The sequence below is a fragment of the Nocardioides ureilyticus genome (assembly GCF_051280745.1).
GTDB lineage: Bacteria > Actinomycetota > Actinomycetes > Propionibacteriales > Nocardioidaceae > Nocardioides.
Window position 1 is genome coordinate 1 of sequence record NZ_JBNCOG010000055.1, and the last position, 12,723, is coordinate 12,723.

Annotated in this window: 11 protein-coding genes and 1 tRNA gene; 2 read left to right on the forward strand and 10 right to left on the reverse strand. The window is 73.0% G+C overall.

Features of this window, described 5'->3' with window-relative positions:
- The 4 genes from ACSMHG_RS18950 to ACSMHG_RS18965 all read right to left on the reverse strand — a co-directional run.
- On the reverse strand, window positions 1–622 hold a 622-nt coding region (locus tag ACSMHG_RS18950), incomplete at its 3' end, for a hypothetical protein (RefSeq protein ID WP_435748043.1).
- On the reverse strand, window positions 619–948 hold the full coding sequence (locus ACSMHG_RS18955) for a hypothetical protein (protein ID WP_435748045.1): 330 nt from the start codon (window positions 946–948) through the stop codon (window positions 619–621). The genes ACSMHG_RS18950 and ACSMHG_RS18955, both read right to left, overlap by 4 nt.
- A gap of 133 nt (window positions 949–1,081) precedes the next feature.
- Window positions 1,082–1,154: transfer RNA gene (locus ACSMHG_RS18960), tRNA-Thr, on the reverse strand.
- A gap of 65 nt (window positions 1,155–1,219) precedes the next feature.
- Window positions 1,220–1,963 (reverse strand): SDR family NAD(P)-dependent oxidoreductase, encoded by a 744-nt coding sequence (locus ACSMHG_RS18965; RefSeq protein WP_435748047.1) that lies wholly within the window; start codon window positions 1,961–1,963, stop codon window positions 1,220–1,222.
- A 139-nt stretch (window positions 1,964–2,102) separates the two neighbouring features.
- Here ACSMHG_RS18965 and ACSMHG_RS18970 point away from each other — a divergent pair, with 139 nt between their 5' ends.
- Together ACSMHG_RS18970 and ACSMHG_RS18975 are read left to right on the forward strand one after the other, a co-directional pair.
- A complete protein-coding gene (locus tag ACSMHG_RS18970; protein ID WP_435748049.1) occupies window positions 2,103–3,977 on the forward strand; it encodes a glycoside hydrolase family 13 protein in 1,875 nt (624 codons plus the stop codon).
- A gap of 10 nt (window positions 3,978–3,987) precedes the next feature.
- On the forward strand, window positions 3,988–5,223 hold the full coding sequence (locus ACSMHG_RS18975) for a DUF4032 domain-containing protein (protein ID WP_435748051.1): 1,236 nt from the start codon (window positions 3,988–3,990) through the stop codon (window positions 5,221–5,223).
- A 22-nt stretch (window positions 5,224–5,245) separates the two neighbouring features.
- Here the strand turns inward: ACSMHG_RS18975 and ACSMHG_RS18980 are convergent, their stop codons facing one another.
- Genes ACSMHG_RS18980 through ACSMHG_RS19005 form a run of 6 tightly spaced genes read right to left on the reverse strand, consistent with a single transcriptional unit; the run spans window position 5,246 to window position 12,686 of the window.
- A complete protein-coding gene (locus ACSMHG_RS18980; protein WP_435748052.1) occupies window positions 5,246–5,851 on the reverse strand; it encodes a hypothetical protein in 606 nt (201 codons plus the stop codon).
- An 11-nt stretch (window positions 5,852–5,862) separates the two neighbouring features.
- Complete coding sequence (locus ACSMHG_RS18985; protein WP_435748053.1) at window positions 5,863–7,677, reverse strand: choice-of-anchor P family protein; 1,815 nt, start codon at window positions 7,675–7,677, stop codon at window positions 5,863–5,865.
- Entirely contained in the window at window positions 7,674–8,381 is a 708-nt protein-coding gene (locus tag ACSMHG_RS18990) for an ABC transporter ATP-binding protein (protein ID WP_435748055.1), read from the reverse strand. Before ACSMHG_RS18990 ends, ACSMHG_RS18985 begins: the two co-directional genes overlap by 4 nt.
- Window positions 8,378–9,313, reverse strand: a complete 936-nt coding sequence (locus ACSMHG_RS18995) for an ABC transporter ATP-binding protein (protein ID WP_435748057.1) — start codon at window positions 9,311–9,313, stop codon at window positions 8,378–8,380. Before ACSMHG_RS18995 ends, ACSMHG_RS18990 begins: the two co-directional genes overlap by 4 nt.
- The gene (locus ACSMHG_RS19000; RefSeq protein ID WP_435748059.1) at window positions 9,303–11,306 is read right to left on the reverse strand and encodes a branched-chain amino acid ABC transporter permease; all 2,004 of its coding nucleotides are present in this window, start codon (window positions 11,304–11,306) and stop codon (window positions 9,303–9,305) included. Before ACSMHG_RS19000 ends, ACSMHG_RS18995 begins: the two co-directional genes overlap by 11 nt.
- Before the next feature lie 3 nt (window positions 11,307–11,309).
- Entirely contained in the window at window positions 11,310–12,686 is a 1,377-nt protein-coding gene (locus ACSMHG_RS19005; RefSeq protein WP_435748061.1) for an ABC transporter substrate-binding protein, read from the reverse strand.
- Window positions 12,687–12,723 lie beyond the last annotated feature (37 nt).

Sequence of the window (12,723 nt, forward strand, 5' to 3'; positions counted from 1 at the left end):
GGGCCGCGCGCGCCTCCTCCGCCCTCCGTCGGGCGTCGGCGCCCGCGGCCAGCATCCGTTCGGCCATCTGCCCGAGCCGCCGGGTGCCGAGCACGGTGCCCGCCGTCGTGAGGAAGGGGGCCGCCCGCTGCAGCAGCGCGTCGCGGACGTCACCGAGGAGGTCGTCGCCGCGCGTCGCCTCCGGCGCCAGGCGCCCGCTTATCCACGCCTCGTGGTCGGCCCGGGCGCGAGCCACCTCCTCGGCGAGCTGCGTCCACAGCGCGAGCCGCTGGGGGTCCCGGGGCGGCGCCACGAGCGGCCCGCGGACGACCAGGCCACCGGCCGCGGCCCGGCAGCGCACGTCGGCCATCTGCCGCTGCACCGCGGCGAGCCGGTCGGCGTACTCCTCGAGGAGCGTGGCAGCGCGCAGCAGGCGCTGCTCGTGCCGGTCCCCCGCACCGAGGACGCACCGGCCGGCACCGGCGTACGCCTCTGCGGCGGACCCCGCCCAGTCCTCACGCGCCACCCTGCGCGCCCGGACCAGGAGGTCCTGCGACGCGGCCGTCGCCGAGCGCATCGCGCGCAGCCACGCCGCGGCGGCGCGGACGTCACCGGGCCGCCCGGCCACGGCCGTGTCGATCACGCCGCGCTCCGCAGGTCGAGCAGCGTGCCGGCGACCGTCCGGTCCGCGGCGTCGAGGTGCCGCTCCGCCACCCGGACCAGCACGGCGACGAGAGCGTGGACCTCCGCAACCCGGTCACCGTCCTCGGCCAGGCCCCTCAGCAGCCGAGCGACCACCTCGTCGGCGTCACCGGCGTCGACCCGACCGGGCGCGACGTCCGCCGGCCCGAGCAGGACGTCCGTGGCCCGCTGGTGCAGGGAGACCAGTGCCTGCGCCGAGCCGGCGCCCAGCCGTACCTCGGCGGCCCACCCGTCGTGGTGCCGCCCACCTGCCACCTCGAGCCCCATGGCCGCTCCCCCGGTCCGTCACCGTGTCCTCGGGGAGAACGTAGGTCGAATCGACCGAGGGCGTCGGCCGTCATCCACAGGCCACCGGCGGCGCAGGTTCCAGGGAGCAGGTGCCGGGGAGCAGGTTCCAGGGAGCCGGTGACAGGAGTCGAACCCGCGACATTTCGCTTACAAGGCGAACGCTCTACCAACTGAGCTACACCGGCGCGGCCGCCGGCACTGCGCCGATGGCCGCGGACATGCTAGTCGGCCCCGCCGGGGACGATGCTGCTCAGCCCATCCCGCCGTCGAAGGCGAGGATCTCGCCGGTGATCATCCGCGCGGCGGGCGAGGCGAGGTAGACGATGGCCTCACCGATCTCGGCGGGCGCGATGGCGGGGCCGGGCAGCATCATCAGCAGCCGGTCGGAGACTCGGGGATCGAGGTCGGACGGCATGATCGTCGCGACGTGGGACACGATCGGGGTGTCCACCGTGCCGGGGCAGACCGCGTTGACCCGGATGCCCTCGGGCGAGAGCTCGAGCGCGAGCGACTTCGTCAGCTGGGTGAGCCCGCCCTTGGCCGCGGCGTACGCGACGGCGTACGGCTGCGGGATCCGGCCGGCGACCGAGGAGACGTTGACGATGTTGCCCGTGCAGGCGCGCAGGTGCGGCAGGGCCGCCTGGATGAGCATGAACGGACCCTTGAGGTCGACCGCGTGCACCCGGTCCCACTCGGCGTCGCTGATCTGGTCGAAGCGACCGAACTGGACGACGCCCGCCACGTTGGCCAGGACATCGATGCGCCCGTGCGCGGCGCAGACCTCGATCGCGGCGTCCACCGAGGCTCGGTCGCCGACGTTGCACTCGACGTACTGCACGCCCTCGGGGACGGTGGGCTGGATGTCGAGGCCGTAGACGGTGGCGCCCTGGTCCCGGAAGAGCGCGGCCGTGGCGTGGCCGATGCCGGAGGCGGCGCCGGTGACGACGACGACACGCGGCTCGGTGGAGGGCGCGGTCGAGGGCTCTGAGGTCATGGCGCGGACCGTACTGGAACCTGTTCTAGTTCCGCCAGCACGGCTCTCGCCGTCGACAGGGCGGAGCTGGTGCGTGGAGCTGGCCCGCGGAGTCGGCGCGGAGTTGGCGCCCGGCCGCCCGCCAGGCACCCTGGACGCCGTGAGCCGGCCGGACGACGCACCCCTCAGCCTCCTCCACGAGCCGCACCACGACGGCTCGCCCCTCTACCTCGAGCACGAGTCGCCCACCCTCGGCTGGCAGGTGAAGGTGCGGGTGCGCACCTGGGCCGGCGACCCCGTCGAGCAGGTCTGGCTGCGCACGACGTACGACGCGGAGCCGGTCTACCACGCCTGCGCCGTGGTCGACCATGACGAGCACACCGTCTGGTGGGAGGGCGAGCTGCCGGTGCACAACCCGGTCGCCCACTACCGCTTCCTCATCAGCACCGCGACCGGCACGCCCGCGGAGGAGCAGCGGTGGCTGACCGCGGCCGGGGTGCTCGACCACGACGTGCCGGACACCTTCGACTTCCGCGTCTCCGCGCACCCGCCGGCGCCGGACTGGGGCCGCGACGGCGTCGTCTACCAGGTCTTCCCCGACCGGTTCGCGCGGTCCTCGGCCGCCGAGGACCGTCCGACCCCGGACTGGGCGGTCCCGGCCGCGTGGGACGACGAGGTCGCCTTCGAGGGCTCGGACCCGCGGACTCCCCTACAGCTTTTCGGCGGAGACCTCGACGGCATCGTCGAGCACCTCGACCACGTCGAGCAGGTCGGCGCCACCGTGCTCTACACGACGCCGGTCTTCCCCGGCGAGAGCAACCACCGCTACAACGCCTCCACCTTCGACGGGGTCGACCCGCTGCTCGGTGGCGACGAGGCCTACGCCCGGCTTTCTGCAGCGGTCCACGCACGAGGGTGGCGGCTGCTGGGCGACCTCACCACCAACCACACCGGCGACACCCACGAGTGGTTCCGCGCAGCCGCCGACGACCCGGGCTCCCCGACCCGCAGCTGGTACTACTTCAACCACGACGGCTCCTACGAGTGCTGGCTCGGCCACGGGACGCTGCCCAAGCTCAACCTCGCCGACCCCGACCTGCGGCGGGCGATGGTGGAGGGGCCCGACTCGGTCGTCGCCCGGTGGCTGCGGCCGCCGTTCGACGTCGACGGCTGGCGCATCGACGTCGCGAACATGACCGGCCGGCTCGGCGCGATCGACGTCAACCACGACGTCGCCCGGGCGGTGCGGCGCACCGCCGAGGCCGAGCGCCCGGACGCGCTGGTCATCGGCGAGCACAACCACGACGCGTCCGGCGACATCGACGGCGACGGCTGGCACGGGACGATGAACTACTCGGGCTTCTCCTGGCCGGTCTGGTCGTGGGTGCGCGACCCCGCGTCCCCCGCCCGCGCCTTCGGCCGGCCGCTGCCGGTCACGAGACGGCCCGGCCCGCTCGTCCTGCGCTCCTTCCGGGAGTGGCTGGCCCGGTTCGGGTGGCGGGCCGCCACGCAGTCGTGGAACATCCTCGGCTCGCACGACAGCGCCCGGATCCGCACGCTCGCCGGCGCCGCCGACGTGCACCGGGTCGCCGCCGGCCTCCAGTTCACCCTCCCCGGCGTGCCCATGGTCTTCGCCGGCGACGAGATCGGGCTGGAGGGGGTGCTCGGCGAGGACTCCCGGCGCACCATGCCGTGGGACCGGCCGGAAGCCTGGGACCAGACCACCCTCGCGACGTACGCCGCGCTCGCGGCCGCCCGGCGCGACCACGAGGCGCTGCGCCGCGGAGGACTCCGGTGGGTCCACGTCGACGACGACGTCCTCGTCTTCCTCCGCGAGCACCCGACCGGCTCGGTGCTGGTCTGCGCCCGCCGCGCCGGCGGCCCGGCGATCGACCTGGACGCCGGGGCCCTCGGCCTGACCGACGGTCGGCCGGTGGTGGGCACCGAGGGCCGACCGGAGCCGCTGGCAGCGATCGGCGGCACCGTCTCGCTGCCTGCCTCCGAGGCGCCCGGCCTCTGCGTCTGGCGGGTCTAGAGTCGGTGGCGTGGCCCTCCGCATCGTCGCCAACCGGCCGGACCCGGCGCTGCTCCGGCTGCCCTGGTCCGAGCCGTTGGAGCAGTGGCCCGACGACCTCGTGGTCCCGCTGCCCCGCGGCCTGTCCCGCCACGTCGTCCGCATCGTCCGCCTCGGCCGGTCGACCTACGCCATCAAGGAGACCGTCGAGGACATCGCGTTCCGCGAGTACCGGCTGCTGCGCGACCTGCACCGTCTCGACCTGCCCGCCGTCGTCCCGCAGGGCGTCGTCACCGGTCGGGTCGGCGGCGACGGCGAGGACCTGCCCGCCGCGCTGCTGACCGAGCACCTGCAGTTCTCGCTCCCCTACCGCAGCCTCTTCTCCCACGGCGTCACCGCCGAGAGCCTGCCGTCGCTCATCGACGCCCTGGTCGTGCTGCTGGTCCGGCTCCACCTCGCCGACTTCTACTGGGGCGACGTCTCGCTGTCGAACGTGCTCTTCCGCCGCGACGCGGGCGGGTTCGCGGCGTACCTCGTCGATGCCGAGACCGGAGAGCTGCGCCCCTCGCTCTCGCCCCAGCTGCGCGAGCACGACGTCACCATCGCCACCGAGAACGTCTACGCCGAGCTGCTCGACCTCCAGGCCAGCCGGCTGGCGCCGACCGAGATCCCGCCGAAGGACATCGTCGAGCTGCTCCAGCGGCGCTACGACGAGCTGTGGACGGAGCTCACCGGCGTCGAGGAGTTCTCCCTCGACGAGATGTGGCGCATCGAGCAGCGGGTCGCCCGGCTCAACGACCTCGGTTTCGACGTCGAGGAGCTCGAGATCGTCACCGACTTCGACGGGGACCGGGTCCGTATCCAGCCCAAGGCGGTCGAGCTGGGGCACCACCGGCGCGAGCTGCGGGCGCTGACCGGGCTCGACGTCGAGGACGCCCAGGCACAGCGCCTGCTCAACGACATCGCCAGCTACGTCGCGCACCACGACCTCGGCCGCGAGGACCGGGTGCTGGTGGCGACGCGGTGGCTGGCCGAGGTCTTCGAGCCGCTGATGGCGATGGTGCCGGACCATGCGCGCGGCAAGCTCGAGCCGGCGGAGATCTTCCACGAGGTGCTGGTGCACCGGTGGTACCTCTCCGAGCGGGCCGGCCACGAGGTCGACCTCTTCGAGACCGCGCACGACTACATCGACACGGTGCTGGCCGGCAAGCCGGACGAGGCGGTCACCCCCCACAGCGCGACCGCCGTCCCCGACCCTCCGGAGTGAGCCCCGTGCGGGCGGCGGGGGCTCAGGGCTTGCAGACCCGGCAGGTCGTGAGGTCCTCCCTGGCGGCCCGCGCCTCGTTGACCGGGTGCAGGTCGGCGCGGTGGGCGATGAGCGCGCAGTCGCGGCGGTGGATCGTCGTGCCCTCGCCTGCGGTGACCGGCAGGGCTCCGACGTCGACGCCCTGGTCGTTGACCGACGCCGAGCGAGCGGTGACGTCGGCAAGGACCAGCAGGGTGTCGGCGAGCCGCTTGGAGGACTCCCGGCCGTCGTCGGCGATCCGGGCCAGCCACGCACCGAAGTAGAGGAAGCCGCCGACGAAGGTCAGCCCGAGGCCGAGCAGGCCTCCGGAGACCAGGTAGGAGAGCTGGTCGTACTGGTACGGCGTGTTCGCGGCGCCGTACCAGCCCAGGATGATGACGACCAGGCCGAGCGGCAGCAGGATCGCGCCCGCCCAGAACAGCACCACCTGCAGCAGCTGGTAGTTGTTGTTCTTCATCGGGGCGGCGCCGGTGCTGCTCGAGGGCCGGCCGGCTCTCGGGAGCGCCGCCCCCGCACCCATCCGGGCGCCGGAGGCCGGGCCTGGCGCAGGCACGGCGCCGGTGTTCTGCACGGTGGTCATCTGGTTCACTGCCCTTCTGGTCAGGCTTTGCGGAGGTCGGGAAGGCCGGAGTCGAGGCCGTGGGGACAGGCGGCGCCGGATCCGAGGGCCAAGGCGCCGATCTTGCGCAGGTAGCTGCCGGCAACGGCGGCGAGCGCGATGCCGCCGAAGAGCAGCGCACCCGGGATGGAGTTCAGCGGCGGCAGGCCTGCGGCGGTCGGCACCAGGTCCTCGGTCCCCGCCCCGCCGTCGGACGGCGCCGCGTCACCACCCGGGCTCGACGTCCCGGGCGAGGCCGGCGTGCCGGGAGTGCCCGGCGTGCCCGCCGTGCCGCCGGTCGTGCCCGTGCCGCCCGTGCCGCCGCCCCCGCCGGTGTCGCCGCCCTCGGGGTCACCGGTCTGGTTGTTGCTCGGCGGCTCGGCCGTCGGGAGGTCGATGGCCGGCGCCCGCTGCGTCTGGCTGGTCGCCTTGCCCAGGTGCAGCACGATCCGCGACGAGAGCTGGCTGATGGCGCCCAACGCGCTCTTGATCGCAGCCGCCTCCTCGGGGAAGGGGATCGCGTTGAGGATCTGCCCGAGCGGGAGCTGGCTCAGGACCGGCGAGAGGATGCCGAGGTCGAGCTCGATGACGATGCCCTCGACCCTCGACGTCCCGGTCTTCTCCTCGGTCGAGAACGCCGGCTCGGGCATCGCGATGCTGACCCCGAGCTGCTTCAGGGCGGCCGCGGCCTGGTCCGGCAGCCCGGGGATGTCCTGCTTCTGCCCCGCGGCCTCGATGCCGTCCGGCCCGAGCGCGAACTCGGCGGGGCCGATCGACAAGGTGCCGTAGTGGGCCTTGCCGGACGCGGTCTCCTTCTTGCCGTCGGAACGGGTCACGGCCTTGGTGCTGATGCCGGAGAGACGGATCAGGCCACCGAGGAGCCGCACCTCGCCGAGCACGGCCCGGGAGGTCGCCGTCACGCCGTCCTTGCCGACCACCGAGCTGCTCGTCGACATGGCTCCGCCGAGGTCGACCAGCATGGCGAGCGCCGCCGGGATCGGGCACGGTGCGGCCTCCTCCGCCTGCTCCGAGCTCGCCTCGCCGTCGGCAGGCGCGGCGCTCTTGCCGGTGATGGCGGCCCCGAAGCCGCTGAGCAGGCTGGAGGCCTGGTCACCGTCCGACCCGCTGCCGGAGCGTGCGCCCGCGCCCGCCTCCGCGCTCCCGAGCCCCTTGCCGCTCAGGCCGAGGACACCGCCCAGGCCGCCCAGCAGGTCGGTGAGGGGCCCCAGCGGCAGGCCGGGGGCCTCCGGCAGACCGGGAAGGCCGCCACCCCCGCCGGAGCCTCCCTCCTGGTCGGAGACGTCGCAGTCGGTCGAGAAGCCCGCGGCGGCGGTGATCTCACCCTCCTTCGCGCTGGTGCGCATCACCGTCCCCGGGAACTGCTCGTTGGCCTCGGTGGCCGGCCCGGACGGGTGGTTGGAGTTGACCTGGACCGGGTAGCCCTGGGCGGCCAGCGGTCCGGCGACCTCCGGAGGCAGGCCGAGGTTCTCGATGACCGTCTTGGCGCCCTCGCCGATGGAGTCGCCGGGCCACAGGAGGCTGGCGCGCCCCTTGCCGCCGCGGGACTGGGCGAGAGCCTGGGTGTAGCCGAGGTTCAGCTCGAACTGGGGCTCGGCAGGGATCGGGATCACCGGCTCGTAGATCTCGAGCTGGAGAGGGGTCGCCCGCGCCTCGACGCTGAAGTTGAAGTCCAGGTCCTCGGCTGCCGCCGGGGCGGCGGTCGCCGCGGGCGTCGCGAAGGGCAGGACCGCGGCGGTGAGGACGGTGGCGAGGCCGACGCCGAGGTAGGGGCCGGTGCGAGATGTCAGCCGCTTCACGCGGCACCTCCGAGGATGACGTCGGACATGGTTTCCAGGACCTCGGCGGGCTCGCCGGAGGCCACGATGCGTCCGCCGGACATGACGGCGGCGTAGTCGGAGACCCGCAGAGCCGTGCGGGCGAACTGCTCGATGCACAGGATCGAGACACCGGAGGCGGCGATCTCCGCGACGGTGTCGTAGAGCTCGTCCACGATGAGCGGCGCCAGCCCCATGGAGAGCTCGTCGAGGAGCAGCAGGGCCGGGTCGGAGGCCAGCGCGCGCGACATCGCCAGCATCTGCTGCTCACCGCCCGACATGGTCCCCGCCAGCTGGTCGCGCCGCTCGGAGAGCCTCGGGAAGTAGGAGTACGCCGTCTCCAGGACCGCGTCGGCCGGCACCCCGGCGTACGACATGAGCCGCAGGTTCTCCTCCACCGTCAGGTTGGGGAAGACCGAGCGCCCCTCGGGCACGGTGCACAGGCCCAGCCGGGCCAGCTCCTCCGAGCCTGCCCCGCGGACGTTGACGCCGCCGAGGTGGACGTCCCCGGAGGTGGGCTTCTTCTGCCCGGAGATGATCTTGGTCAGCGTCGACTTGCCGGCTCCGTTCGGGCCGAGCAACGCCATCACGGCCCCCTTCGGCACCGACAGGTTCACCCCACGCAGCACCTCGATCCGCCCGTAGGCGGCATGGAGGTCGACGACCTCGAGGATCGGCACGCTCATCGCAGGCCCCCGTTCACGTCGGCACCGGCCGGACCGCCGGCGGGCACCGCCGGGAGCACCGTCGTCGCGTCGGCGGCCCCGACCGGCGGCAGGTCGGTGCGGGTCTCGTCGACCGCGTCGGAGTAGCCGAGGTAGGCCTGCTGCACCCGTGGGTCGCGCCGGATGTCGAGCGGCGCCCCGGAGGCGATCACCGAGCCGAAGTCGAGGACGTGGATGGTGTCGCACACCCCCATCACCAGGTCCATGTCGTGCTCGACCATCAAGATCCCCCGTCCCTCCGCCGCCAGGTCGCGCAGCAGGTCACCGAAGTCGTCGGTCTCGGACTCGTCGAGGCCCGAGGACGGCTCGTCGAGCAGCAGCAGCTTCGGGTCCCCGGCGAGGCAGCGGGCCAGCTCCAGCAACCGTGCGGTGCCGGTCGGGATGGAGTCCGCCCGCTCCCGGGCGTACGGCGAGATCCCGACCCGGTCCAGCAGCGCGTCGATGTCCTTGGCCGCCGGCCGGACGAGCCCCATCAGCCCTGCGTGGATGTCGTGGGCGACCCGCACGTTGTCCCGCACGGTGAGCGAGCCGAAGGCCTCGAGCCGCTGGAAGGTCCGGCCCATGCCGCGCTTGGAGCGGCGGTGCACCGGCATCGAGGTGACGTTGCGGCCGCGGAAGCGCACCTTGCCCCGGGTGGGCTTCTGCAGCCCGGAGATGACGTTGAAGCACGTGGTCTTGCCGGCGCCGTTCGGGCCGATCAGGCCGGTCACGCGGCCGGCCTCCGCCACGAACGACGCCTCGTTGACCGCCGTCACGCCGCCGAACTGCACCACGACGTGGTCCACCTCGAGCAGGGGGACGTGGGCACCGCCCGACCCGCTGACCGCCGCTGCGGCGGAGGGCCCGCGCGAGAGCCGGTCGGTGAGACCGGTGGGGAGCTTCCTAGACGACATGGGCGGGGACCTTTCCGGCGGGCGGCTCCGGGGTGGAGTCGGAGAGGTGGACCGGTTGGCCCTCGACGGGCTCTCCCGCTGCGGGCTCGTCGCGCATCCGGCGGCCGCCGACGACGGGCAGGGCCGGCAGGCGCTCGCGCAACCTCGGTCCCGCCTCGGCACGGAGCCGGTTGCCGAGCTTGAACATCATGTTCGCCAGGCCGTTGGGGTCCCGGCCCAGGGCGACGGCGCCGAAGCCGAGGATGGCGAAGATCAGGCCGGCGATGCCGGGGTTGTTGGACTGCATCACCGGGAGCAGCATCAGGCCGATGCCGCCGAGGGTCGCGCCGGTGACCGAGGTGACTCCGAAGACCACCGCGAGGAGCAGCAGGGGCAGGCTGTTGAAGAACTGGAAGTCGGCGGCGCCGATGGTGCCGCGGAGTCCGGCGAAGAGCGCACCGGCCAGCCCGGCCATGCCGGCCGAGAGCCCGAAGAGGGCGACACGGAACCACCGCATGTCCAGCCCGAGGGTGCCGCAGGCAGCCGGGCTGTCCCGCATCGCGATGAGGAGCCGGCCGAGCGGGCCCCGCCGGAGCACGAGCAGGGCGATGGCCATCAGCACGAAGAAGAAGGTCATCACCACGACGTAGCCGCCGGTCGACTCCACGGCGTTGCCGAAGAACGAGAGCCGGTTGGCCTCGAGCGTCCCGTTGAACCCGAAGGCGAACTCCGCCTGGAAGATCATCTTGTCCATCAGCACGCCGAACGCCACCGTCGACAGGGCGAGGTAGAGGCCGGTCAACCGCAGCACCGGCAGGGCGACGAGGGCTCCGACCCCCGCAGCGATGCCCGCGGCGATGAGCAGCCCGGCGAGGTTCGGCGTGTCGAGCTTCGCGTAGGCCAGGGCACCGACGCCGGCGAAGGTCAGCTGCGACAGCGAGACGTGGCCGCCGTACCCGGTGAGGAGGACGAGCGACAGCATCACCATGGCGTACGTCGCTGCGGTGCCCACCAGCAGCAGGTTCGCCGTCGACATCCCGCCGCCGACGAGCAGGGCGACGAGGAGCAGGAGCGCACCGCCCCAGGCGAAGGAGCGCAGGAGCGAGGGCTGGGGCGCCGACACGATGCCCTTCACCTGGCCGATCCGCAGCTGCGCCTGCGGCATCGCCACGATCACCACGAACAGGAAGAGCGCCGGGACCACGGCACGGACTCCGGCGAGGGAGCCCTCCGAGGGCAGGTAGGCCACCGCGAACGACTGCAGGATGCCCAGCCCCATGGCTCCGGCGAAGGTCAGCGGCAGCGACTTCAGCCGGCCGAGCATCGCGGCGGCGTAGGCGTTGACCACCAGCAGGGTCAGCTCGAAGTAGGAGAGCCCGATGACGGAGACCAGCAGGATGCCGCCCAGGCCGGCCAGGCTGATGCCGATCGCCCACGAGAGCGCCGCCACGGTGTCCGGCTTGCCGCCGAAGAGGCGCAGCAGCTCGGGGTTGTCCACCGAGGCACGCATGGCGGTCCCGATCCGGGTCTTGTTCAGCAGCGCGTAGAGGCCCAGCGCCACCACGATCGACACCACGATCGTGATGATCTGGTGGGCGGTCACGTAGGTGTCGCCCAGCTGGATGCCGGACTCCGGCATGAACGGCGGCACGGTCCGCGGCTCCGGCGGCCACACCTGCTGCGCCAGGCCGATCAAGCCGACGAAGAGGCCGACCGTCACCACCAGCGCGACCGACACCGGTCCCTCGCCCAGGCCCCGGGTCACGAACCGCTGGATGAACCACCCGATCGCGGGCGCCACCACACCGAGCACCAGGAACAGCGAGAGGAACACGTTGAGGCCCTGGCGCTGGGTGAAGTCCCAGAACATGAAGGCCAGGACCATCCCGAACGCGCCGTGGGCGATGTTGAACACCCGGGTCGTCGTGTAGGTGAGCACCAGGCCCGACGCCGCGATGGCGTACGCCGCACCCGTGAACAGGCCCAGGATCGTGAAGGAGAACAGGGAACTCATCGGTCAGCCTCCCAGGCCGGTGTCGGTCATGGCGCCGCAGAGGTACTTGCCGGGCGAGACCTTCCGCCAGGCGCCGCTGTCGAGCTGGATGATCGCCGCGCAGTTCGCCGTCCGCTCGGCGCCGACCTGCTGCGGAGCGTGGATGCCGTTGCCGGTCCAGTCCCGGGTGCCCTGCAGCCGCGACACCAGGGACTGACGGTCGAGTCCCCCGCCGAGGGCGACGGCGTGCTCGACGAAGAGCCGCGCCGCCGACCAGGCGTAGACGCCGTAGGTCGTGGGCGTCGCTCCGGGATCGATCTGCTGCAGCCAGGAGCGGTAGAGCTTCATCTCGGGGATGGAGAAGTCGTCGTAGAGCGCGGTCTGGATGTAGGCGAAGGAGCCGTCGGCCAGGTCACCGGCCTCGGCGACGTACCGCTCGTCGTAGATGGTGGCGTCCTGGAGGAAGACCTCCGGCTCGAACCCCTGCTGCTTCATCGCCTGCTGCAGCCGGATCGTGAACTGGTACGGGCCGGTGTAGTTGACCAGCTTCACGCCGGCGTCCTTCATCTCCTGCACGTAGGGCGCGTAGTTGAACTCCGCCGTGTCGATCGGCTTGAAGACCTTGACGTCCCAGCCGTTGGCCTCCCAGCCGGCGCGGAAGTTCTTGGCGTTCTCCGCGGAGGCACCGACGTTGACGTAGAACATGCCGACCGCCTTCACCGCCTGCGGCGCCTTCTTCGCCCAGTACTGCGGCATGGCGTTCGGCACCAGGTTCGGCTTGACGGCGTACGCCGCGAAGCAGGTGGTGCAGGCGGTGCGGTCTCCGGTGACGGAGTACGAGCGGAGGTCCGGGATCCCGCAGTCCTCGGCGGTGCGGGCCCCTCCGGAGTCGAACGCCGACACCGAGCCGACGACGGCGAAGGCCTGGTCGCAGGCCCGGGCGTAGGCCTGCTGGTCCGCCCCGGCGTCGGAGCGGCTGTCGAGGGTGAGGAGCTTCAGGGACCGGCCGCAGATGTCGCCGGTGGCGTTGAAGTACGCGACGTAGGCCTGGGTCGCCTGCTGGGCCGACTCGAAGATGCCGGGGACCGGTCCGGAGATGTCGGAGACGTTCGCGATCGTGATCTCGTCGTCGGTGATCCCGGTGCCGTTCTCGAAGCCTCGGCAGGACCCCGCCTTGACACCGCCGTCGGCTGCGTTGTCGCCGCTCCCCTGCTCCGCGCCGGGGGCGCCCGCACCGCCGGCGCCGCTGGGACCCCCGCCCGAGCCGGGCGTGCCCGGGGAGCCGGCCGTGGCGCCCGTGCCGCCGGTGCCCGACACGTCGCCGGAGCCGCCGACCGGGTCGAGGGGCGGGCCCCCGCCGGGCGTCTCGGCCGTGGGCGGTTCGACGCCCCCCGGGCCCACCCCCCCCCTTCCCTTAGGCGTGGCGAGGCGGGTCTCG

What these genes read in the sequence shown, in the direction of transcription:
- ACSMHG_RS18955 (WP_435748045.1), bottom strand. Translation starts at nt 948, where the DNA reads ATGGGGCTCGAGGTGGCAGGTGGGCGGCACCACGACGGGTGGGCCGCC.
- ACSMHG_RS19000 (WP_435748059.1), bottom strand. Translation starts at nt 11,306, where the DNA reads ATGAGTTCCCTGTTCTCCTTCACGATCCTGGGCCTGTTCACGGGTGCG.
- ACSMHG_RS18990 (WP_435748055.1), bottom strand. Translation starts at nt 8,381, where the DNA reads ATGAGCGTGCCGATCCTCGAGGTCGTCGACCTCCATGCCGCCTACGGG.
- ACSMHG_RS18965 (WP_435748047.1), bottom strand. Translation starts at nt 1,963, where the DNA reads ATGACCTCAGAGCCCTCGACCGCGCCCTCCACCGAGCCGCGTGTCGTC.
- ACSMHG_RS18995 (WP_435748057.1), bottom strand. Translation starts at nt 9,313, where the DNA reads ATGTCGTCTAGGAAGCTCCCCACCGGTCTCACCGACCGGCTCTCGCGC.